Origin of the sequence: Streptomyces sp. NPDC090021, assembly GCF_044748225.1 — a bacterium.
Lineage (GTDB): Bacteria > Actinomycetota > Actinomycetes > Streptomycetales > Streptomycetaceae > Streptomyces.
This window is the reverse complement of record NZ_JBIVFO010000022.1, coordinates 69,656-89,363: the sequence shown is the minus strand read 5'-3', so window position 1 is coordinate 89,363 and position 19,708 is coordinate 69,656. Positions and strand designations below refer to the sequence as shown.

Annotated in this window: 18 protein-coding genes and 1 pseudogene; 8 read left to right on the top strand and 11 right to left on the bottom strand. The window is 73.4% G+C overall.

Annotation, left to right across the window (positions count from 1 at the left end; translation table 11 throughout):
• Positions 1-199 precede the first annotated feature (199 nt).
• Positions 200-985: a class I SAM-dependent methyltransferase gene (locus ACIPXC_RS19370; RefSeq protein ID WP_401619433.1), complete on the top strand. Its 786-nt coding sequence runs from the start codon at positions 200-202 to the stop codon at positions 983-985.
• Positions 986-1,037: 52 nt separating this feature from the next.
• On the opposite strand, the gene ACIPXC_RS19365 is transcribed toward ACIPXC_RS19370, so the two are convergent.
• Both ACIPXC_RS19365 and ACIPXC_RS19360 read right to left on the bottom strand, forming a co-directional pair.
• The gene (locus tag ACIPXC_RS19365) at positions 1,038-2,030 is read right to left on the bottom strand and encodes an oxidoreductase (protein WP_401619430.1); all 993 of its coding nucleotides are present in this window, start codon (positions 2,028-2,030) and stop codon (positions 1,038-1,040) included.
• Between the two features lie 79 nt (positions 2,031-2,109).
• Complete coding sequence (locus ACIPXC_RS19360) at positions 2,110-2,616, bottom strand: GNAT family N-acetyltransferase (protein WP_401619427.1); 507 nt, start codon at positions 2,614-2,616, stop codon at positions 2,110-2,112.
• Between the two features lie 146 nt (positions 2,617-2,762).
• Between ACIPXC_RS19360 and ACIPXC_RS19355 the strand changes: the two genes are divergently transcribed.
• The 3 genes from ACIPXC_RS19355 to ACIPXC_RS19345 all read left to right on the top strand — a co-directional run bounded on the left by ACIPXC_RS19355 (position 2,763) and on the right by ACIPXC_RS19345 (position 5,294).
• On the top strand, positions 2,763-4,196 hold the full coding sequence (locus ACIPXC_RS19355; protein ID WP_401619424.1) for an Ig-like domain-containing protein: 1,434 nt from the start codon (positions 2,763-2,765) through the stop codon (positions 4,194-4,196).
• 35 nt (positions 4,197-4,231) lie between these two features.
• A complete protein-coding gene (locus ACIPXC_RS19350) occupies positions 4,232-4,924 on the top strand; it encodes an HAD family hydrolase (protein WP_401619421.1) in 693 nt (230 codons plus the stop codon).
• A 133-nt stretch (positions 4,925-5,057) separates the two neighbouring features.
• Positions 5,058-5,294 carry a hypothetical protein gene (locus tag ACIPXC_RS19345; protein WP_401619418.1) on the top strand — a complete coding sequence of 79 codons (237 nt, stop codon included), beginning with the start codon at positions 5,058-5,060 and terminating at the stop codon, positions 5,292-5,294.
• A 22-nt stretch (positions 5,295-5,316) separates the two neighbouring features.
• On the opposite strand, the gene ACIPXC_RS19340 is transcribed toward ACIPXC_RS19345, so the two are convergent.
• The 3 genes from ACIPXC_RS19340 to ACIPXC_RS19330 form a co-directional block, all read right to left on the bottom strand.
• Complete coding sequence (locus ACIPXC_RS19340; protein WP_401619415.1) at positions 5,317-6,480, bottom strand: PP2C family protein-serine/threonine phosphatase; 1,164 nt, start codon at positions 6,478-6,480, stop codon at positions 5,317-5,319.
• Between the two features lie 22 nt (positions 6,481-6,502).
• Entirely contained in the window at positions 6,503-7,150 is a 648-nt protein-coding gene (locus ACIPXC_RS19335) for a DUF4389 domain-containing protein (protein ID WP_401619529.1), read from the bottom strand.
• A gap of 124 nt (positions 7,151-7,274) precedes the next feature.
• Positions 7,275-8,006, bottom strand: coding sequence for a DUF2470 domain-containing protein (locus ACIPXC_RS19330; protein ID WP_401619412.1), 732 nt, complete (start codon positions 8,004-8,006; stop codon positions 7,275-7,277).
• A gap of 643 nt (positions 8,007-8,649) precedes the next feature.
• Here ACIPXC_RS19330 and ACIPXC_RS19325 point away from each other — a divergent pair.
• Together ACIPXC_RS19325 and ACIPXC_RS19320 are read left to right on the top strand one after the other, a co-directional pair.
• Positions 8,650-11,082, top strand: coding sequence for a SpoIIE family protein phosphatase (locus ACIPXC_RS19325; protein ID WP_401619409.1), 2,433 nt, complete (start codon positions 8,650-8,652; stop codon positions 11,080-11,082).
• Between the two features lie 138 nt (positions 11,083-11,220).
• Entirely contained in the window at positions 11,221-11,559 is a 339-nt protein-coding gene (locus ACIPXC_RS19320) for a lysine transporter LysE (RefSeq protein ID WP_401619406.1), read from the top strand.
• Positions 11,560-11,677: 118 nt separating this feature from the next.
• Here the strand turns inward: ACIPXC_RS19320 and ACIPXC_RS19315 are convergent.
• Positions 11,678-11,815, bottom strand: a pseudogene (locus ACIPXC_RS19315) (GNAT family N-acetyltransferase); the annotation flags it as partial.
• Positions 11,816-11,851: 36 nt separating this feature from the next.
• Positions 11,852-12,751, bottom strand: a complete 900-nt coding sequence (locus ACIPXC_RS19310) for an NAD-dependent protein deacetylase (RefSeq protein ID WP_401619403.1) — start codon at positions 12,749-12,751, stop codon at positions 11,852-11,854.
• A gap of 245 nt (positions 12,752-12,996) precedes the next feature.
• On the opposite strand from ACIPXC_RS19310, the gene ACIPXC_RS19305 reads away from it, so the two are divergent.
• Entirely contained in the window at positions 12,997-14,601 is a 1,605-nt protein-coding gene (locus ACIPXC_RS19305; RefSeq protein ID WP_401619400.1) for a phospholipase, read from the top strand.
• A gap of 130 nt (positions 14,602-14,731) precedes the next feature.
• Here the strand turns inward: ACIPXC_RS19305 and ACIPXC_RS19300 are convergent, their stop codons facing one another.
• From ACIPXC_RS19300 to ACIPXC_RS19285, 4 genes are all read right to left on the bottom strand, one after another.
• Positions 14,732-15,091 (bottom strand): ArsR/SmtB family transcription factor, encoded by a 360-nt coding sequence (locus ACIPXC_RS19300; RefSeq protein ID WP_386457470.1) that lies wholly within the window; start codon positions 15,089-15,091, stop codon positions 14,732-14,734.
• 196 nt (positions 15,092-15,287) lie between these two features.
• Entirely contained in the window at positions 15,288-15,659 is a 372-nt protein-coding gene (locus ACIPXC_RS19295; RefSeq protein WP_401619397.1) for a hypothetical protein, read from the bottom strand.
• A 1,199-nt stretch (positions 15,660-16,858) separates the two neighbouring features.
• Positions 16,859-17,308: an STAS domain-containing protein gene (locus tag ACIPXC_RS19290; protein ID WP_401619394.1), complete on the bottom strand. Its 450-nt coding sequence runs from the start codon at positions 17,306-17,308 to the stop codon at positions 16,859-16,861.
• 368 nt (positions 17,309-17,676) lie between these two features.
• Positions 17,677-17,922 (bottom strand): hypothetical protein, encoded by a 246-nt coding sequence (locus ACIPXC_RS19285; protein ID WP_401619391.1) that lies wholly within the window; start codon positions 17,920-17,922, stop codon positions 17,677-17,679.
• A gap of 406 nt (positions 17,923-18,328) precedes the next feature.
• On the opposite strand from ACIPXC_RS19285, the gene ACIPXC_RS19280 reads away from it, so the two are divergent.
• Positions 18,329-19,687 (top strand): MFS transporter, encoded by a 1,359-nt coding sequence (locus ACIPXC_RS19280; RefSeq protein WP_401619388.1) that lies wholly within the window; start codon positions 18,329-18,331, stop codon positions 19,685-19,687.
• The last annotated feature ends 21 nt before the right edge of the window (positions 19,688-19,708 follow it).

Genomic DNA, 19,708 nt, shown 5'->3' with positions numbered 1-19,708 from the left:
CCGGGCCCTCGACCCGAAACGCCTTCCGGGGTAGGACGGGAAACACCGGGCGAACGCCACAGGAACACCGAAGGGCGGGGCGATGACGTCCCGGCGGCGCCCCGCAGACATCCGTTCGGGGGATTCGGGGCGCCCGGCGCACATGGAAGCCGGTTCCGTGCTCCACGATCGGCGGGTGCAACCCCGGAGGGAGGACCCCATGAGTACCCCGTTCGCGTCCGCCGCCCCCTACTACGCCCGCTACCGGCCCCCGTATCCGCAGGAGTTCCTCACCCTGCTCGCGGACCGCTTCGTGCTCGACGGCTCCCAGACCGTCCTGGACCTCGGTGCCGGACCCGGCACGCTCGGTCTGTCCCTCGCCCCGCTGGCCGAGCACGTGTACGCCGTGGATCCGGAGCCGGCGATGCTCGCCGAGGGGGCACGGCTCGCCGAGGAGCGCGGCCTTGGGAACATCTCGTGGCTGCGTGGCGACGACGCCGCCGTCACCCGGCTGTGCCTGCCCCGGATCGACCTGTGCGTCATCGGCAGGGCCTTCCGCCGGATGGACCGGGCGCGGGTGCTCGCCGACCTGGACGAGGTGCTCGCGCCCCGGGGCGGCGTCGCCGTCGTCGAGGCCGTGCACCGGCCCGGCGATCCGGAGCCGGCCTGGCTGAACGTGGTCCAGGAGGTACGGCAACGCTTCCTCGGACCCGGCCGGACCGCGCAGTCCGACGGCGGCGACTGGGAGGAACTGTGCGACGTCCTCGCCAAGTCGCCGCTCTCCCACGTCGAGACCCACCGGTGGGACCAGCCCGTCCGGCACACCGTGGACGGAGTGATCGGCCTCCAGCTCTCCCTCTCCTCGTCCGGCCCGGACCAGCTGGGCGACCGCATGGCAGCCTTCGAGACGGAGCTGCGCCGGGCCCTGCTCGACCACGACCCCCGCGGCACGTACGACCGGACCCTCCGCATCGGGGCCGCCGTCGCCACCAGGCCGAGGCGCTGAACCCGGCCCGCCGTGACCCGGCCCGCCGTGACCCGGCCCGCCGTGACCCGGCCTACCCGTGCAGCTCGGCGAGGAGTTCGCGTTCGCGCGCGGTGCTCAGGCCCGCCCGGCGGACGCGGTCGAGGCCCTCGGCGCGCTCCCACTCCAGCAGGTCCGCGAGCATCTCCGCGCGCGGCCGGTGCCGCAGCCCCGCCGCGCGCGCCGCGGCACCGCTGCGGGCGGAGAAGCCCGCCCACTGCGGGTCGGTCATCCACATGGCCATCGACTCCGGTCCCATGAACGGCGCGACCCCCCGGTCCAGCAACCACTGCGGGGCCGCCGTCGCCACCTCCCCGGTGTGCCCGGCCACCCGACGCGACAGGTCGACCCACTCGTCGAACGGCACGACGGGCCCCACCGCGTCGAAGGTCCCGGCCGTGCCCTCCCGCGCGAGGTCCAGCAGCCATCCCGCGAGATCGCGTACGTCCACCACCTGCGTCGGCAGGCCGGGGGAGTGCGGTACGAGCATCGGCTGGTCCACCGTGCGGGCGGCGCGGGCCACCCAGTACCCCGACCGCCCGGTGTGGTCGCCCGGACCGCCGATCAGTCCGGCCCGGGCGACGGCGCCCCGGTCCCCGACCGCCGCGCGCACGGCCGCCTCGCAGGCGACCTTGGCCGCCCCGTACTCCTCCCGTTCCACGTACTGCTGCTCGGTGGGCGCGAGGAGCGCGGCCGACTCGTCGGCCCCGACCGTGCCGTGGTCGGCGTAGGCGCTGACGGACGAGACGTACGTCCAGTGCCGGGTCCGTTCCGCCAGCGCCAGCAGCGCGTCGCGGACGAACGCCGGCTGCCAGGACACCTCCAGTACGGCGTCCCAGTCGCGGTCCAGGAGAGCTGCGTAGGCGCCGGTACCGTCCTTCCGGTCCGCCGCCACCAGCCGTGCGCCCGGCGCGACTTCGCCGCTCTCGCCGCGGGCCAGGCACGTCACGTCGTGGCCGCGGTCCACCGCCTGCCGGGTGATCTCACGGCCCAGCCACGCGGTCCCGCCCAGTATCAGTAGTTCCATCCGTCCACCCCAGCACACCGCGGCCGTCGGCCGCGACCCCGGTTCGCGGTCGGCGAAGGACGCGGGCGCCGCACCGGCCTCACAGATCGCGGCGCATGCACACGCGGGGCCACCGGTCCAGCCCGTGCGCAGCCTCGCGCGCACGGATCTCCCGCAGGCCCGGAGCGAGCGCCTCCGCGGCGAGGGGACGGAAGCCGCAGCGGACGTAGTACGGCGCGTTCCAGGGGACCTCGGCGAAGGTGGTGAGCGTCAGGGCGGGCACGCCCTCGCCCACGGCGACCGAGGCGAGGTGCTCCAACAGGGACCGGCCGATGCCGCGGCGGGCGTGGTCCGGGCGCACGGACACCTGCTCGACGTGGAGGTTGCCGTCCACGCGTTCGGCGATGAGGTAGGCGACCGGGGTGTCGGCCGCGTCCACCGCCACCCAGGCGAGCCCCGCCTCCCGGTAGGTGGCCAGCTCGCCGAGCGCCGGCGGCTCGTCGTCGGCGATCTCCGGCATCCCGATGTCCCGGAAGCAGCGTCCGGCCGCCCTCTCGATGTCCTGGAGGACCGTCAGTTCGTCAGGGTGGACCGCGCGTACGGGCATGCGGGCATTCTCCGTGCGCAGCCGCCCGGGCGCACACGGGTTTTCGCTGCTCCGTCCGAGTTCACTTCGGGTGCCCGTTCGGCCCCAGGGCCGAGCGCATGATCATCATGTTGGCTCCCCATCGGTTTGATACGGATATGCCACGAATGCGACGGACACAACCGATCAAGGCGTGGGGCGCCGTGGCTGCGGTGACGGGGGCCATGCTGGTCGTCGCCGCAGCGCCGGGCCGGGCGCCCGATGCGGCCTCCCCGGACACCACCCCCGCGGGTCACCCGCGCGAAGCCGCGGTCACCCTGCTGGTGGGCAGGGTGCTCGAAGGGGGCCGCGGGACCGGCGAAGGGCGGTGCGCCGCCCGGGTGCTGCAGCGCGGGCTGTGCGACGGCTGGCAGGAGCAGCGGGTACGGGCCACCGCCCGCGGAAGGGGATCCGTACTGAAGGAGCCGGCCTTCGCCGACGCCGCCTGGGCGGAGGCGCGGCCCACCGACGCGGGCGGACCCCTGCAGATCACCCTCGGCGAACCGGGCCGGATCACGGACGTGACCGTGCGGGACGGACAGGGCCGGCACCTGGCCGGTGAACTGGGCCCGCACAGCGACCGCTGGCTCAACACCGAGCCGCTGCGCGCCGGGGAGACCTACACCGTGCAGGTCGGTGCGCAGGACGCGGCCGACAGCCCGGTCGGCGTGACCATGGCCTTCCGTACCGCGCCGCCCGCGGACGGGGGCAGGCTGACCGTCGAGTTCGGGCCGGCACCGGGCACCTACGGAGCCGGGGAGATCGTGACGGCCGTCCTCAGCCGGCCAATCCCCGCCGACGACCCCGTGGCGCGCGCCCGGCTGGAGCAGGCGCTGGAGGTGACCTCGGAGCCGCACGTCGAGGGCGCCTGGCACTGGGTCGACGCGTCGACCCTGCACTTCCGGCCCCGTACGTACTGGCCCGCGCACACGGTGGTCCGCGTCCGCAGCGGACTCGACGGGGTCGAGGTCGGCGACCAGGCCTACGGCGGCCCCTCCGAGGACCTGCAGTTCACCATCGGGGACCGGATCGAGGCCGTCACCGACTCCGCCACCCACCGGATGACCGTGCGCCGCAACGGACGGGTGATCAGGACCATCCCGGTCACCACCGGCAAGGAGGGGTTCAGGACCCGCAGCGGCATCAAGGTGGTCCTGCGCAAGGAGTCCAAGGTCCGCATGCGCGGCGACACCGTCGGCATCAAACGGGGCACCAAGGAGTTCTACGACCTGCCCGTCTCCTACGCGACCCGGGTGACCTGGAGCGGCGAGTACATCCACGCCGCGCCCTGGTCGGTCGAGGCGCAGGGCGAGGAGAACGTCAGCCACGGCTGCACGGGGATGAGCACGGAGAACGCCGCCTGGTTCTTCGACACGGTCCGGGAGGGGGACATCGTGGAGGTGGTCAACAGCGGCGGCGAGGAGATGGCCCCCTTCGACAACGGCTTCGGCGACTGGAACATGGACTGGCCCAGCTGGCTGGCCGGCAGCGCGCTGGCCGACGTGGACGCCGCCCCGCACGGTTCACCGCTCACGTCGTCCCGCCTGCACCCCACCACCTGACGGAGCGTCCGGCGGCCCTGGCATACGATCACCCCATGATCCGAGGAGTGATGTTCGACTTCTCCGGCACGCTGCTGCGCATCGAGTCGACCGAGGAATGGCTCGGCGCGGGCCTGGTGGCGACCGGCATCCGGCTGTCCGACGTGGAGTTCCGCGAGACGGCGGGGCGGCTGACGGAGTACGGCGCCCTGCCGGGCGGTCCCGCGCCCCGGCGGATGCCCCCGCACCTCGAAGCCGTGTGGCACGAACGGGACGTGAGCACCGATCAGCACCGGGCCGCCTACGGCGGTCTGGCGCTGGCCGCCGGCCTCCCCGCGCCGGAGCTGGCGCAGGCGCTCTACGACCGCCACATGAGCCCGGCCGCCTGGCGGCCGTACCCGGACACCGTACCGACGCTGCGCGAGCTGCGGCGCCGGGGCGTCCCGGTGGCCGTGGTGAGCAACATCGGCTGGGACCTGCGGCCGGTCTTCCGTACGCACGGCCTGGACGAGCTGGTCGACGTGTACGTGCTCTCCTACGAGCTGGGCGTCCAGAAGCCCGATCCCCTGATGTTCCGGACCGCCTGCGACCGGCTCGGCCTGCCGCCCGGGGAGGTGCTGATGGTCGGCGACGACCGCACCGCGGACGGCGGCGCCGCGGCGCTCGGCTGCCCCGTGCACTTCGTCGACCACCTGCCGGTCGACCGGCGGCCGCACGGCCTCACACCGCTCCTGGACCTGCTGGGGTAGCTCCCGGCGCCACGTCGTCGCCGTCGACGTTCCACCGGGACGGCAGCGGCCCGTCGCAGAACACGCACACGAGGTCGCCCTCGTGCACGATGCCGACCTCCCGGCAGCCGGGGCACCGGCGGAACACCATCTCGTGCGTGCACCCGTCCGGGCGCCCGGCCCGGCCGTGCCCGACGCGTCCGCGACAGCCGCCCACGAGACGACGCCGGGGCAGTACCCGGTCGACCGCGACCAGGCCCTGTGCGGCAGGACCGCACCGAAGCCGCCGCAGGCACCGAAGGTTCCGAAGCGCGATTCCGTCGAGGGCCCGGCGGCCCTGCCCCCGGCTCTTCCGGTGCTCCCCGCACCGTCGGCGGAAGCCGCTCGCTGAGCCGCCGCAGCCGCCGCAGGGGTCATCCGGCCGCCGCCTCGGGCGGCGGCCGGAGGCGCAGGCGAGCGGCGAGCACGGCGACGTCGTCCTCGGCGTGCTGCGCGTCCAGGCCGGCGCAGACCGCGTCCACCACGTCCGCGACCCCGCAGCCGGCGGTCATGCGGAGCGCGGCGAGCCGGGCCAGCGAGGTGTCGATGTCCTCGCCGCGGCGCTCCACCAGCCCGTCCGTGTAGAGCAGGACCGTCTGGTCCGCCGTGAAGGGCAGGGCGACGGCCTCGTACCCGCCGACACCCGTGCCCAGCGGCGGGCCGACGGGCACGTCGAGGAGTTCCCCGGGGCGGTCCGCGGTGAAGACCGCGGGCGGCAGGTGCCCCGCGCTCGCGTACGCGGCCGTGCCACGGGCGGGATCGACCCGGGCGATGAGGCAGGTCGCGGGGCGGCGGTTGTCCTCCGCGGCCGCGGACGCGTCCAGCCGGCGCAGTACGCGGTGCGGGGCGAGATCGGTGGAGGCCACGTCGCGCAGGACGGAGCGGTAGACGTTCATGTCGACGGCGGCCTCCAGGCCGTGGCCCATGACGTCCCCGACCACCAGCAGGGTGCGGCCGAAATGGAGCCGTACGGTCTCGAACCAGTCGCCGCCGACGAGGGCTCGGGAGCCCAGTGGCAGGTAGCGGCTGGCGATCTCCAGGTTCGGATGGGGCCGGCCCGGCTCGGCGACCAGCGCCCGCTGCAGGTCGAGCGCGATCCTCTCGGTGGCCGCGAGGCGGCGTGCGTGCCCGACGTGGCCGCACGCGAGGCGTGCCGCGAAGCGCAGGGTCGCCGTCTCGTCGGTGCTGAAGGGGACGTGCGCGCGGGCCGCGAGCAGCCGTCCGTAGACCTCGCCCCCGCCGAGGCCGGTCAGCGGGACCGAGACGACGTGCACCGACGCGGCCCGTCCGTCCGGGAGGTCCCCGACATCCGCGCGGTCCAGGAGGCCCGCCGCGTCGCCCGCGGCGGCCACGCGACCGCTCACGCCGTCCGGGCCGCCGCCGGTCAGCTCCACGGCGGCGGCGTCGCACGGGCCCCGGAGCAGGAACGTGGTCAGCTCCCGCCAGATCGCCCGTTCGTTGGACGAGGTCCCGATCCGCTCGACGGCCTCGTCCGCCGCGCGCAGCCGCGCCCGCGGGCCGTCCCCGTCCGGCACCATGGTCCGGAAGTCCCGAACCTGCTCAGGGTGCGGCGGTCACGGGCTCGTCGCCGCCCATGTCGAGCCGGAACGGCGGGTACGCGTCCGTCATCAGGCAGGCGTAGGCGGCGACCCGGAGCACCCACCGGTTGAGCCCGATGATCAGGGCGAACAGGTCGCGGGGGTACTTCTCGGTGAAGGCCAGGGTGACGACGGCGATCAGGGCCAGGAGCCCGATGAGACCGACGCCCCACCTGTCGCTGTGCACGGCGCCGGTGAAGATGCCGGTCACGAGGTACTGCGGGATGGCGAGGAGCCACCACTTCACCAGGACCAGGCCGCGCGAGAGCCGCTCGGGATAGGCGATGTCCAGCCTCGCCGGATAGTCGGGCTCGGGGCCGAGGCTGAAGGGCGGGTACCGGTCGGTGCCGAGGGCGCCGTACGCGTAGTACGAGACCCGCCAGGACCAGCGCAGCACGCCGAGGTTGAAGTCGAACAGCGCGCGCGGGTAGCGCTCGGTGAAGAGGATCGCGAAGAAGGCGATCACGCTGACGACCAGGAACGCGAGCCACAGGAAGGCCAGCACGACGTAGTGGGGGATCGCGAGGAGCCATTTGACCAGCCACAGCCACCGCGACAGCGGCGCGTCCAGCCTGGCCGACACCGTGACCGGCGGATAGGGGGTCTGCATGGTCATGGCGCTCACCTCCGCGTCGCCTCGCGCTGCCTCCTCCATCTTCCTTCCGGCCCGAAGCCCGCGCACCTCACCCGCCCCGCGCGCCCGGCGGGAGCGGTTCGGGCCGGACCGCTCCCGGTCAGGGGCGGGCGGGCAGGCGGCGGCGCCTCGGGCAGCTGCGGGCCGCGGTGAGGAGGAGCCGGATCTGCTCGCCGGCCTGGGCGGCGTCGTGCGCCGGCGACGGGAAGGGCAGGTGCAGGTCGCGCTGGTTGCGGGCGTACTCGCAGCGCAGGGTGATGCCGTAGCGGTCGACGGCGACGGGCAGGACGCGGACGGCGCCGCGCAGGAGCCAGGGGTCGGCGAGGCGGGTCAGGCGGGTCACCGCGTCCTGGTGGGCGTCGGCCAGATGCGTCAGCAGTGATCCCTCGTCGACGGCCAGCGGGTCCGGCCGGGCGAGGACGAGTTCGTCGAGGCCGACCTTCACGGTCGTCTCCCTCGTCGCCAGGGTGGCGCGCGCCGCGTCGAGGCGCAGGTCGACCTTGTCCGTCGCGGTCGCGTGACCGGACCTCGTGAGCCAGCCGGACAGGGTCACCCGGGCCCGCACCCGGTCCCGTACGGCGACGGGGGCGACGTCGGTGAACTCCACCAGTGCGGCCAGGGCCCCGCGCGGCGCGCAGGCCACGTGCGCCGCAGGCAGGCTGTCCGCCGGGAGGTGCAGCCGCACCCGGCCCCTCGCGTCGACGGAATGCAGACCGACGAGGTCGTAGCGGAGCCCGTTCGTGGTGACGGTCAGCGACACCGCGCGGGCGAGCACGGAACGGGTCCGCTCGGCGAGGGTCGCCTGGGCCGCGGGCAGGGCGGCAGCGCTCATCAGAACCTCCAGTTAGGTAAGGCTTGCCTAATCTAATTCATGTGGAGGTGGCGTGGCCAGATCCGGAATCGGCCGTTACCGCGATCGCCGGCCGTGGATGCGCGGGAACCGGCCGCCCGCACCGCATGCGCCGGCGTACGCTCAGCGCCTCCTGGCGCGACGCCGCGCGGCGGGGGCGCACCCGCCCGCGCCCGTAAGCGAACGGGGCCGGTCCGCCGGTCCCGCCGTTCTCCCCACGCCCCGCAGGACGCCCTGAGGACGAATCCGCCGCCCGCGAGAGGCTGGAACATCGCACCCTGGCTCGCGCTCGCCCTGCCGACCTTCCTGCCGGTGCCGGTGCCTCTCACCGCCGCGGCCTCTCACCGCCGCTGCCGCGGCCGCGCTCGCCGACTGGTGGGGCGCCGCACTCGCCGGCGCGGCGTGGCCGGGCGCGCCGGCACCGGCCACGCGGGACCGCCACCGGATCCCGGTCCTCGGCGCCCCGGCGGCCCTCCTCATCACCACGATCGTCACGCCATACCGCTGACCGGCCCCCCTTCCTCCCGCCCGCAGGTTCCGAGTCGCCCGATCGGTCCCGGTGGCGACAGCATGGAGGGAGAGCGGTCGCTCGGCGGGACGGTCACGGGAGGAGGCGACACGGACAGTGAGCAGACATCGCTTTGCGTTCTGCGGTGCGCAACTCGCCGCCGTCTACGTGGCCGCCGACCAGGACCGGGAACTCCATCTGGCCGAACTGACCGGAAACCGCGGTGTTCTGTACGGACTGCCGGCGATCCTCGCCGTGGCCGGACATTCGCCCGCCGCCAACGCCTTCCGCTCCGGCCGCCCGTTGTGGCTGACCCCCAAGGAACTCGCCACGTTCATCGAGGAGGATCCCCACCACTTCCCCACCCGGGTCCGGGACGGAGATCCGGGCTCGCCGGCCCGGATCTCGCTGGGCGCCCTGCCCCTCGGGCACGGCGACCAGGAACTCGGCTGCCTGATCGTCGCCGGCGACGTCGGGGAGGGCTTCAGCGCGGACGACCGCAGCCTGCTGGAGCTGTACGCCGACCAGGTCGCCGCCGGACTCGAATCGGTCGCGGCCCGCTTCGCCGGGCGCAGGGCCCCGCAGGCGCATCTGGTCCAGTCCCTGGTCCCCGACCAGGGCGGCGCCTTCATCCTCGACCTCGGCACCGGCCGTATGGAGGCCCACGCGCATGTGCTGGAACTGCTCGGCCTGCCACCCGAGCAGTTCGACGGACAGGTGGAGACCCTGCTCGCCTGCGCCGTCCCGGACGACATGCCCGCACTGATGGCCGTCGTCGAGCCGGACCGGCTGGCCGCCGCAGGACAGCAGCTGGCGTTCCGTATCCGCCGCCCGGGCGGCGAGTTGCGCTGGCTGGGCCTGCGCTGCCGGGTGGAGGTGGACCCCGACGGCACCCCGCGGCGCGTCCTGGGTGTGGTCGCCGACGCCTCCTACCTGCGGCCCAGTGCCGACGAGGTCTCCCTCGTGCAGAGGCTGTCGGCCACGCTCGCGGGAGCGGCGACCATCCGCGAGGTCAGCCGGCTGGCGGTCGCCGCCCTGCGCGAGCCGCTCGGCGCCTCCCGGGTCGCGGTCGGCGAGCTGGAACCCGAACGGCTCATCGTCACCGCGCTCGCTCCCCCGGAGCCGGACGCCTGGCCCGAGTCCTGGCGCGCCGAATGGCGGTCCGAGTGGCCCGACGTGTCACTGGGCGACCTGCCCACCCTGCAGAGCGCACTCCGGGCCGGCCACATGAGTCTGTGGCCGCCGGGCGCGGCGCTCGAACCCGGCCTCCTCGGCGTGGGGCCCGGAGGCCTCGCCGTGCTGCCGCTGCCCGCCGAGGGCAGGATGGTCGGGGTCTGCCTCGTGGGCTGGGACGAGGAGCACCGGTTCGGGCCGGAGGAACGGTCGCTGCTGACCGCGACCGCAGGGCTGGTCGGGCAGGCCCTGGTGCGCGCGCACGCCCTGGACGCCGGCCACGAACTCGCCACCATGCTCCAGCGCAGCCTGCTGCCCCGTAAGCTCCCGGAACTGCCGGGCGGGGTCGCCGTCGCCCGCTACCTGCCGGCCACGGCGGGACTGGAGGTCGGCGGCGACTGGTACGACGTCATCCCGCTCGGCGACGCACATGTGGCCTTCGTCATCGGGGACGTGCAGGGCCACAGCGCCGGCGCCGCCACGATCATGGGTCAGATGCGTACGGCGGTCAGGGCCTACGCGGTGGAGGGCCACCCGCCCGACGTGGTGGTCGCGCGGGCCAACCGCCTGCTCGTCGGCATGGAGACCGATCTGTTCGCCACGTGTACGTACGTGGACCTCGACATGGAGGAGGGCATCGCCCGGGTCGTCCGAGCGGGCCACCTGCCGCCGGTCCTGCGTCATCCCGACGGCGTCGCCGAGGAGATGCCGGTCGAGGGCGGGCCCCCGCTGGGGGTGCTCGCGGAAGCCGAGTTCCCCATGACCGAACTGGGGCTGCTGCCGGGAACCCTGCTGGTCCTGCTGACGGACGGCCTGGTCGAGTCCGCCCGGCTGCCCCTGGAGGAGGGCATGCGGCGGGTGTGCGAGGACCTCGCCGAGGCCGACCCGGACGATGTCGGTGGCGTCGCCGACGAGTTGGTCGCCGGCGTACGCCGGCGCGACGACGACGTGGCACTCCTGCTGCTGCGCTACGACGGCACCGCGGGCCGGCCCAAGCGGGGCCACTGGACGGTATGGCGCCTGCCCAGGGCCGTCCTGCACGCGCGCCGCTTCACCGCGCGCACGCTGCGGTCCTGGGGGGTGGTGGAGGAGGTCGACACGGCTCTGCTGATCGTGTCCGAGCTGGTCACCAATGCGATCGCGCACACGCAGGGCGAGGTGGGCATGGACCTGACCCTGTCGGCGGACCGGTTGCGGATCGCCGTGAACGACGCGTCGCCGCGCAGCCCCGTCAAACCGGTGTCGGTGAGCTGGGAGTCGACCGGCGGCCGCGGCCTGCTCATCGTCGAGGCGACGGCGATGGCCTGGGGCTCCGTGCCGCTCAGCGGCGGCAAGCAGGTCTGGGCCGAGATCCCCTGGCACGCCCCGTCCGCCTGACCCCGCCCCGCCCCACGCCACCCCTCTGCGGGCACCCGGGACGGCGCTGCTCATGATGACGCACGCCGCGCGGCAACCCTCCGGACGCCCCGCGGGTCTTTCCTGCCGTGGCGGCAGACGTGGCGACGGGGGAGTTCGGTGGGGGTCCGCAAGGCGGTGAAGGGGGTCGGCGACTTCCTGGTGGAGACGGTCGGCGAAGTGGTGGCCGAGGTGGTGCTGAGCGTGCTGGCCTGCCTGCTGCTCGGCCTGCTGGCCCTGACCGCCCACCTGGCCTGGTCCTTCAGCCCTCGCGCGACCCTCGTGGGGGTGGCAGTACTCGGCCTCGCACTCGCCCATGGCGCCTGGGCGGCCTTCCGTGACCCGGCGAAGGGCCGCGGCCGGCGGGGTCTCGCGGCCGTCACCTCGGCCGGCTTCGTCCTGACCGCCGCGACCGCCGTCTTCCTGGCGCTGTACGTCCCGGACTGCGGATGCCTGTGAGGCGGCACGGCGTGCCCCCGGCCCCACGGGGCGTCGGCCGCACCGCGTGAAGCCCGGAAGGGCCGTTCGCCCCGGCGAACCGACGAGCCGACCCGCCCGCGGAGTCGGCGATCGCGCATCAGGCCCTCAGCAGTCCACCCACCCACCAGTCGTGCCCTTTGCCGTCGTTGGCGATGCTCTGATTGCGCAGGGTCCCCTCGACGGTGAAGCCGAGCCTCTCGGCGACGGCACGTGAGCCGGAGTTCCCGACCATGGCCTGGCGACCACCGGCGTCACGGGACCCGGTGCCGGGTCAGGCGGTGCCGTCGTCTACCGGGACGTCCAGGTGGCCGGCCAGCGCGGTGAGGGCCGGTCCCAGGGGGAGCGCGACCCGGGTCACGGCGTGCCGGTCGCCGCGGGTGGGGTCCCGGTTGACGATCAGCACGGGCTTGCCGGCCTGCGCCGCCTGACGGACGAACCGGAGGCCGGACATCACCGTCAGTGAGGAGCCGAGGACCAGCAGCGAGGTCGCGCCCTCGACCAGCCGGCGGCAGTGCTCGACCCGGGACGCGGGCACCGTCTCGCCGAAGAACACCACGTCCGGTTTGAGGACGCCCCCGCACTGCGCGCAGGGCACCACGGAGAAGTTCCCGACCTGGTCGTCGGTGAGGTCGGCGTCGCCGTCCGGGTTCAGCCGGGCGGACACGGGCCCGAAGCCCGCATTGGCCGCCTCCAGCCGCCGGGCGAGGTCACGACGTGAGCCGGGGGCGCCGCAGGAGAGGCACACGACCCGGTCCAGGCTGCCGTGGAGTTCCACCACGTCCTCGCTGCCGGCGGCCTGGTGCAGGCCGTCCACGTTCTGGGTGATCACCCCGGCGAGCAGCCCGTGCCGCCCGAACGCCGTGACGGCCCGGTGCCCGGCGTTGGGCCTGGCGCGGCCGAAGGTGCGCCAGCCGAGGTGGCTGCGCGCCCAGTACCGGCGCCGGGCCCGGGCGCTCGCGGTGAACTCCTGGTAGGTCATCGGGGTGTGCCGACTCAGGCTGCCGCCCTCACCCCGGTAGTCGGGGATGCCCGACTCCGTGGAGATGCCCGCCCCGCTGAGCACCAGTACGCCGCCGGCCCGGAGCGCGTCGGCGACCGGCCCCGGATCCGTGGTGCCGGGCCGCAGGTCCTCGGCCGTGGGTGTCCAGCTCAGGGTGGGGCGCGTACGCATGGGACCAGGGTACGGAACGGGCGGCGGCAGCGGCCGATCCCGATGCCGATCCCCGCGGCGGGGCTCGGCCGATCATGCGATGGCGCGGGCCGCGGCGCTGCCGCGCCCGCGGCGTGGCCGGAAGTCGACCGGCGAAGGTGAACAAGGGGCTACGGGCTGGTAATTTGCGCGAGTTGATCAAGGTCGGAGGCGTGGCCGGCCCACGTCCGTCCCGGCCCGAGCCACCCCCCAGTCAAGGAACCACATTGGCACGCACCGTCCGTACGACGGCCCTCGTCTCCACCTCGGCCCTCGCACTCGGCATCTCCCTCCTCGGCACCGCCGCCCCCGCCCGCGCGGCGGAGGCGCCCACCCCGCACCTGGACTCGATCGAGCAGACCCTGCGTCAGGTCTCGCCCGGCCTGGAGGGCTCGGTCTGGGAGCGCACCTCCGGAAACCGGCTCGGCTCCTCCACGCCCGGCGGCGCCGACTGGCTGCTCCAGACCCCCGGCTGCTGGGGCGACGCCGCCTGCACCGACCGGCCCGGAGCGCGCCGGCTCCTGGACAAGACGCGCCAGGACATCGCCGACGCCCGGGAGACCGTCGACATATCGACACTGGCCCCCTTCCCCAACGGCGGCTACCAGGACGCGATCGTCGCGGGCCTGAAGGAGTCCGCCCAGAAGGGCAACCGGCTGAAGGTGCGCATCATGGTGGGCGCCGCGCCCATCTACCACTCCACGGTCATCCCCTCGTCCTACCGGGACGAGCTGCTCGCGAAGCTCGGCCCCGCCGCGGCCAGCATCACCCTCAACGTGGCCTCGATGACCACTTCGAAGACGTCCTTCTCCTGGAACCACTCCAAGCTGATCGTGGTGGACGGCAGTTCGGTGATCACCGGCGGCATCAACAGCTGGAAGGACGACTACCTCGACACGACCCACCCGGTCAGCGACGTCGACCTCGCGCTGTCCGGGCCCGCCGCCGGCTCCGCGGGCCGCTACCTGGACTCCCTGTGGGACTGGACCTGCCGCAACAGGAGCAGCTGGAGCTCGGTCTGGTTCGCCGCCTCGCCCGGTGCGGACTGCATGCCCGCCCTGCCGCGGCCCGCCTCTCCCGCGGGCGGCGGCAACGTGCCCGCGCTCGCCGTCGGCGGCCTCGGCGTCGGCATCCGCCAGAACGACCCCACCTCGCCCTTCCGCCCCGTCCTGCCCACGGCCGGTGACACCAAGTGCGGCATCGGGCTGCCCGACAAGACCAACAACGACCGGGACTACGACACCGTCAACCCGGAGGAGAGTGCCCTGCGCGCCCTCGTCTCCAGCGCGACCTCGCACATCGAGATCTCCCAGCAGGACGTGCACGCCACCTGCCCGCCCCTGCCCCGCTACGACGTACGCCTCTACGACGCCCTCGCCGCGAAGCTCGTCTCCGGAGTGAAGGTCCGCATCGTCGTGAGCGACCCGGCGAACCGCGGCACCATCGGCAGCGGCGGCTACTCGCAGATCAAGTCGCTCTCCGAGGTGAGCGACGCCCTGCGCGGCCGGGTGACGGCCCTGACCGGTGACGGCGGCCGGGCGCGGACGGCCATGTGCGAGAACCTGCAGCTGGCCACGTTCCGCGCATCCGACCGGCCGACCTGGGCGGACGGGAAGCCCTACGCCCAGCACCACAAGCTGGTCTCCGTGGACGGTTCGGCCTTCTACATCGGCTCGAAGAACCTCTACCCGTCCTGGCTGCAGGACTTCGGCTACATCGTCGAGAGCCCGGCCGCGGCCGGACAGCTCAAGAGCGATCTGCTGGACCCGCAGTGGCGCTACTCGCAGGCCACCGCGACGTACGACTACGCCCGCGGCCTCTGCCAGGGCTGACGGCCGGCCTCACCCCGCCCCGCCGGCCCGCCACCCCGTCCCCTGCGCTCCACCTCGGCCCCTGCGCTCCACCCGGCCTTCCCGGCCGGGTGGAGCGCCCTTCCTCGGCACGTACGCACGGCCGGACGGCCTACAGCGGGGGAGACCCCGTGTGCACCGAGGTGTCGGCGTGCCGCAGCTCGGCGAGCAACTCGCTCTGTCCGACCAGCAGTTCGGTGAGGATGCGTCGAGCGGCCCGCAGCAGTTCCGCCACGTCGCCACCGGCGAGGGCGTAACTGACCGTCGCGCCGTCGCGTATGGAGATCACGATGCCGGATCGGCGCAGTACCGCGAGTTGTTGCGACAGGTTCGACGGTTCGATCTCGATCTCGTTCAGCAGCTCGCGCACGGGTACGGGGCCGTTCTGAAGCAGCTCGAGAACTCGGATGCGGACGGGGTGTCCGAGCATCCGGAAAAACTCCGCCTTGGCCTGGTACAGCGGGACCTGCATGTGGCAACGCTCCTACCCGGGTTCTGACCAATGGACGGGAACGGCATTCGGTACCGCCGGCCCGCCCCCGGTGACCATGACCAGCCATTCTCCTGTACCCCGGCCCTGACCGAACGACCGGTGACGGCATTCGGATGTGCCGAGTTGAAGACTTCTTCAACTCATGGGCATAAGGAAACGGGGTACAGGAAGGCGGCTAGAGTTCCAGGTCGGATTCGATGCGCTTGAGCTGGTGCCGGGCCATGGCCAGGTTCGACTTGGCCTTGTCCAGGACGATGTAGAGGAACAGCCCGTTGCCCCCGCGCCCCTTGAGCAGCCGGATCAGGTGGTACTGGTTGCCGAGGGTGATCAGTACGTCCTCGATGTCCTCCTTGAGGCCCAGCATTTCCATCGTGCGGGTCTTCGCCCGGATCACGTCGGTGTTGCCCGCGGCCGCGACCGTCAGGTCGAGATCCTTGCCGCCCCCCAGCGTGCCGAGAGCCATGCCACTCGTGTAGTCGACCAGTGCCGCTCCCACGCTCCCCTCGATCGAGGTCATGGCCTCTTTCAGGGACGTCTCTACGTTCATCGTTGCAGCCTCTCGTTTCTCACGACCCTGGCCGGCTTCGCGCCTCCGGCCGGGTTGGACTGGAGGGACGCTACGCGCCGGAATCCGGGGACGGGGTGAACATCAGGTATTCGGGGAGGATATGGACCTCCATCCGCTAAGGTGCGGGCCCGCGATCACCCGACTGCCGGAAAACATCGCGGAGTCGGCACCGGACCCGGGGCTTCCGCCCGGCGGACGCCCGGCCACGAGCGGTGGATCCATGCAGTTCAGCACCGGTCGGGTCGTCGAAGGCCCGCCTTCGAGACGCCCAGTACGCCTCGGACTGCGACGGTTGACGGGTTTGGCCGACAGAAGCCGTTCGCGATCACCGGCGGTGCGTTGTCAGTGGATCGGTACGGTCGGCGGACCTGATCAGTGCGCTCCACGGGGACGACGCCGAAGCGGTAGAGGAGGCGATCCAGGAGCCGTACGGCACCATCCACCGCCAGGGCACCGTCCACCCGGCCGCCGCCCCTGGCTCCGGACCGCCGTCGCCCCGGCCGTACGGGGTGCGATCACCGTGGGGGAGGGGTGCGTGAACGGAACGGGCAACCGGCCCGGCTGGGCGTGGGCCCCGGTGCGTACCGCGTCACGAGTGCCGTGGTGCCCGCCGACCGGTGGCCTTCACCCGCGAGAAGAAGTGACCGGGCCTGAATGGGCGTCACTTAACGTGTTTAGAGCGGCTGATAGTGGAAACGCTGAGTAGCCATAGGGTGTAAAGGTCAAGGCGAAAGGCGGGATTCATGTCTGTGAGCATTGCAATCATCCTCGTCGCGGTAGCGGCATCCATCGCTGCGATCGCGCTCTTCCCGGCGGTGGCACCGGCGCAACCCGACCAGACCGCTGTCCGATCCGGTGACCAGGACGTGCGCAGGACCGAACGGGGCCGGCCCCCTGCCCGCCGACTGCGCACCATCCCACCGCAGCAGAGCAGGGAACACCGGCGCAGTTTCGGCTGATCCGGCGGCCCGCGGAGCGCGGCCTGCCCGGCACGCACTGGCCGGGCAGGCCGCGCTCCGCGCGGAACGGCCCGGCCGGTGACGGGAACCGGTGCGGCGCCGACGTCATCGGAAACCGAACGACGCGCTCCTCAGGGACACATGGAGCCGGGCGAGCAGCGCCGGCCGGATCCCGGCCGCGTGCGGCGGGGCGGCCTGGGCCCACCACGCACGCCTCGTCTACCCCGTGGGGCCCAGGTGCGACGAAGGTGAAGAGGACGGGCGGCGGCGGGCCAGGGAGCCGTGGGGAGGCCGGGTCACCGAGGCGGCCGCGCGCAGGAGGCGTTCCACGGCCTGGGAGCGACGGGTGAGCCTGAGGCGGCGTCCTTGCCGGGGCCACCAGTCCAGGGCGGCCAGGAAACCCGAGTCGCAGAAGGTGACCCGCGAGCAGTCCAGCACCAGGCCGGTGTGGCCGTTGTCGGCCGCCGAGGCCAGGAACGCCCTCAGTGGTGCGGCGCTGAAGTGGTCGATCTCGCCCGCGAGGTGGACGACCAGGGTGCCGCCGAGGGAGGTGCAGGAGTGGATGAGTATGACGCCGGGCGCGGTGTCCGCGCCCGAGTCGTGCACGGTGGGCGGCGCCTCGGCGGTGAGAGGGGCGGACAGTATCGGGGCGGTGCTTGAGGTATTCACGTCCCCGTCAACGCCTCCCGGACGGGGTCGGGAAACGAGTGACGCACTCCTTTCACCCCATGCGACCAGCGGGGATCCCCGGTCGGGGGAAAGATTCATCCCGGATGAGGCAGCAGGGCGCCCGCCCGTGCGCGCGTCGTTGCGGGCGCGGAGCGCGATGCGGCCCCCGGTCCCGCGCCACCGCGTCGAGTCGGCCCGGCGGGATGATCCGGCTTCCGGAGCGGTACTCGCCCCGGCTGGTCCTGCCACCGCCGTACCGCCGGGCCATCCCGCGCACGGTGAGCCCGGCGGTGAGCTCGACCAGGAACCGGGCGAGCTCGTCCGACGGCCCGTGGCGCGCCCGGCATGGCCGCCTGCGGGCGCCCCGGTCAGCCGGTGCCCGTGCGTCTCCAGGTCAGGGAGAGGGTGAGGCCGTGGCCCGGGTGCAGGGGTTCGAGCACCAGGTGGTCCGGGTCGACGAGGGCGGCGCGGCGGCGCAGTTCCTGGCCCGGCCGGAACGGCCAGGTGCCGACGTCGACCCGGTGCACGGCCTGGTCGCCCTCGACCCGGAAGAGCCCCGTGTAGGCGAACGTCCTGCCCAGCCGAAGGGGGCGTTCGACGTGCAGCTCCATCACCGTCGTCACGGTGCCGGCGGCCGTGTGGACGAGGGTCCGCGCGGCAGTGGAGCGCTTCCCGGGCCGAGCGCCAGCGACCGGGGCTGCGGCAAGCGCGCCTGCACCGGGCGGCGTTCATAACCGACGGAATGAGCGGCTCCGCAGCGGCGTGATCACAGGTGAACCTTTTCAGTCAGGGTTGGACTGGTCACTCAGGGTGAGGAGCGCCGTCGTCCTCTCCCTCGCGCCCCTTGTTCCCCCTTGCTCCGCCTGCCCCCGACGGGCGTGCAACCGACGGGAATTCACGCGGTCTTACCCCGGGTAGTGTGAAGAATTTCCTGATCGACGTCCACGGTGCAGCAAAACGAGTCCGAAAGTGACAGGTTTACTTTGACTCTTGATCGATGGATCCGTGAATGTCGTTCACATGTCCGACAGATCCGGAGCCTCCACCGGGGGCCCCATGCGCTTGCGCGACTTCCGACTCCTGCTCGCGGGAGCCGCCGCGGGACAGGTCGGCGCTCAGGTGACGCTGGTGGCGCTGCCCCTCGTGGCCGTCCTCGAACTCGACGCCCCCGCCTTCCAGGTGGGTCTCCTGACCGCCGCTGAAACCGCCGCCTTCCTGCTCGTCGGGCTGCCCGCCGGTGCGCTCACCGACCGCATGCGCAAACGACCCCTGATGATCCGCGCGGACCTGGTGCGCGCCGTGGCCATGCTGAGCATCCCCGCCGCCGCGCTCGCCGACGTCCTGACCATGGTCCAGCTGTACGCCGTCGCGCTGGTGACCGGCGTGGCGACCGTGTTCTTCGACGTCGCCCATCAGAGCTACCTGCCGCAGATCCTGCCCCGCGAACAACTCGTGGCAGGGAACGGCGCGCTGGAGACGGTCCGTTCCACCGCCCACGTCACCGGTCCCGGCATCGGCGGCGGACTCGTCCAGCTCGTCGGAGCGCAGTTCGCGGTCATCGTCGACGCCGTCGGCTACGTCCTCTCCGCGCTCTTCCTGCTCCGCGTGGACAAGACCGAGGAGGTGCCCGAGCGCGCCCCCGGCGGGTCCCTGCGCAAGGAGATCGGCGAGGGCGTCCGCTTCATCTTCGGGCACCCGCTGCTCCGCGTCATCGCCTTCACCACCGGCCTCGCCAACTTCTGCACGGCCGTCCTCATGGCGACCCAGACCGTGCACCTCGTCCGCGTCGTCGGCCTGGAGGCCGGCGGACTGGGCCTGGTGCTCTCCGCGTCCGCTGTGGGAGGACTCCTCGGCGCCCTGTGCGCCGGACGTCTCGCCACCCGGCTGGGACAGGCCCGGGTCATCCTCCTGTCCCTCCTCGTCACCGGCCCGTTCGCGCTGCTGTGGCCCCTGTCCGGGCACGGCGTCGTCGGCGCGGTCCTGTTCGCCGCCGGTTCTGCGGTCGTCTCCTTCGGCGCCGTCGTCTACAACGTCGCCCAGGTCAGCTTCCGCCAGGGGATGTGCCCGCCGCGGCTCCTCGGCCGGATGAACGCCACCCTGCGCTTCCTCATGTGGGGCACCCTGCCCCTCGGCGCGCTCCTCGGCGGAGCCCTCGCCCAGTCCTACGGGTCGCGCACGGCGCTCGCCTGGTGCGCCGTCGGCATCCTCGCCGTCCCCCTGCCACTGCTGCTCTCCCCCCTGCGCCGGATGCGGGACCTGCCCGCCGCGCAGGACCACGACCACGACGGCGCCGGCAGCGCCACCACCCCCGGGAGCCCACGGGACACCGCCGCCGCCACCGACGGCGACGAACGCCCGGCTCCCGCACCCACGGGCTGACGCCGGCAGCCACCGCCACAC

Bases quoted from the DNA above. Each gene is read 5' to 3' on its own strand.
- ACIPXC_RS19370 (WP_401619433.1), top strand. From the start codon at position 200: ATGAGTACCCCGTTCGCGTCCGCCGCCCCCTACTACGCCCGCTACCGG.
- ACIPXC_RS19365 (WP_401619430.1), bottom strand. From the start codon at position 2,030: ATGGAACTACTGATACTGGGCGGGACCGCGTGGCTGGGCCGTGAGATC.
- ACIPXC_RS19360 (WP_401619427.1), bottom strand. From the start codon at position 2,616: ATGCCCGTACGCGCGGTCCACCCTGACGAACTGACGGTCCTCCAGGAC.
- ACIPXC_RS19355 (WP_401619424.1), top strand. From the start codon at position 2,763: ATGCGACGGACACAACCGATCAAGGCGTGGGGCGCCGTGGCTGCGGTG.
- ACIPXC_RS19350 (WP_401619421.1), top strand. From the start codon at position 4,232: ATGATCCGAGGAGTGATGTTCGACTTCTCCGGCACGCTGCTGCGCATC.
- ACIPXC_RS19340 (WP_401619415.1), bottom strand. From the start codon at position 6,480: ATGGTGCCGGACGGGGACGGCCCGCGGGCGCGGCTGCGCGCGGCGGAC.
- ACIPXC_RS19335 (WP_401619529.1), bottom strand. From the start codon at position 7,150: ATGCAGACCCCCTATCCGCCGGTCACGGTGTCGGCCAGGCTGGACGCG.
- ACIPXC_RS19330 (WP_401619412.1), bottom strand. From the start codon at position 8,006: ATGAGCGCTGCCGCCCTGCCCGCGGCCCAGGCGACCCTCGCCGAGCGG.
- ACIPXC_RS19310 (WP_401619403.1), bottom strand. From the start codon at position 12,751: ATGCGTACGCGCCCCACCCTGAGCTGGACACCCACGGCCGAGGACCTG.
- ACIPXC_RS19300 (WP_386457470.1), bottom strand. From the start codon at position 15,091: ATGCAGGTCCCGCTGTACCAGGCCAAGGCGGAGTTTTTCCGGATGCTC.
- ACIPXC_RS19295 (WP_401619397.1), bottom strand. From the start codon at position 15,659: ATGAACGTAGAGACGTCCCTGAAAGAGGCCATGACCTCGATCGAGGGG.
- ACIPXC_RS19280 (WP_401619388.1), top strand. From the start codon at position 18,329: ATGTCCGACAGATCCGGAGCCTCCACCGGGGGCCCCATGCGCTTGCGC.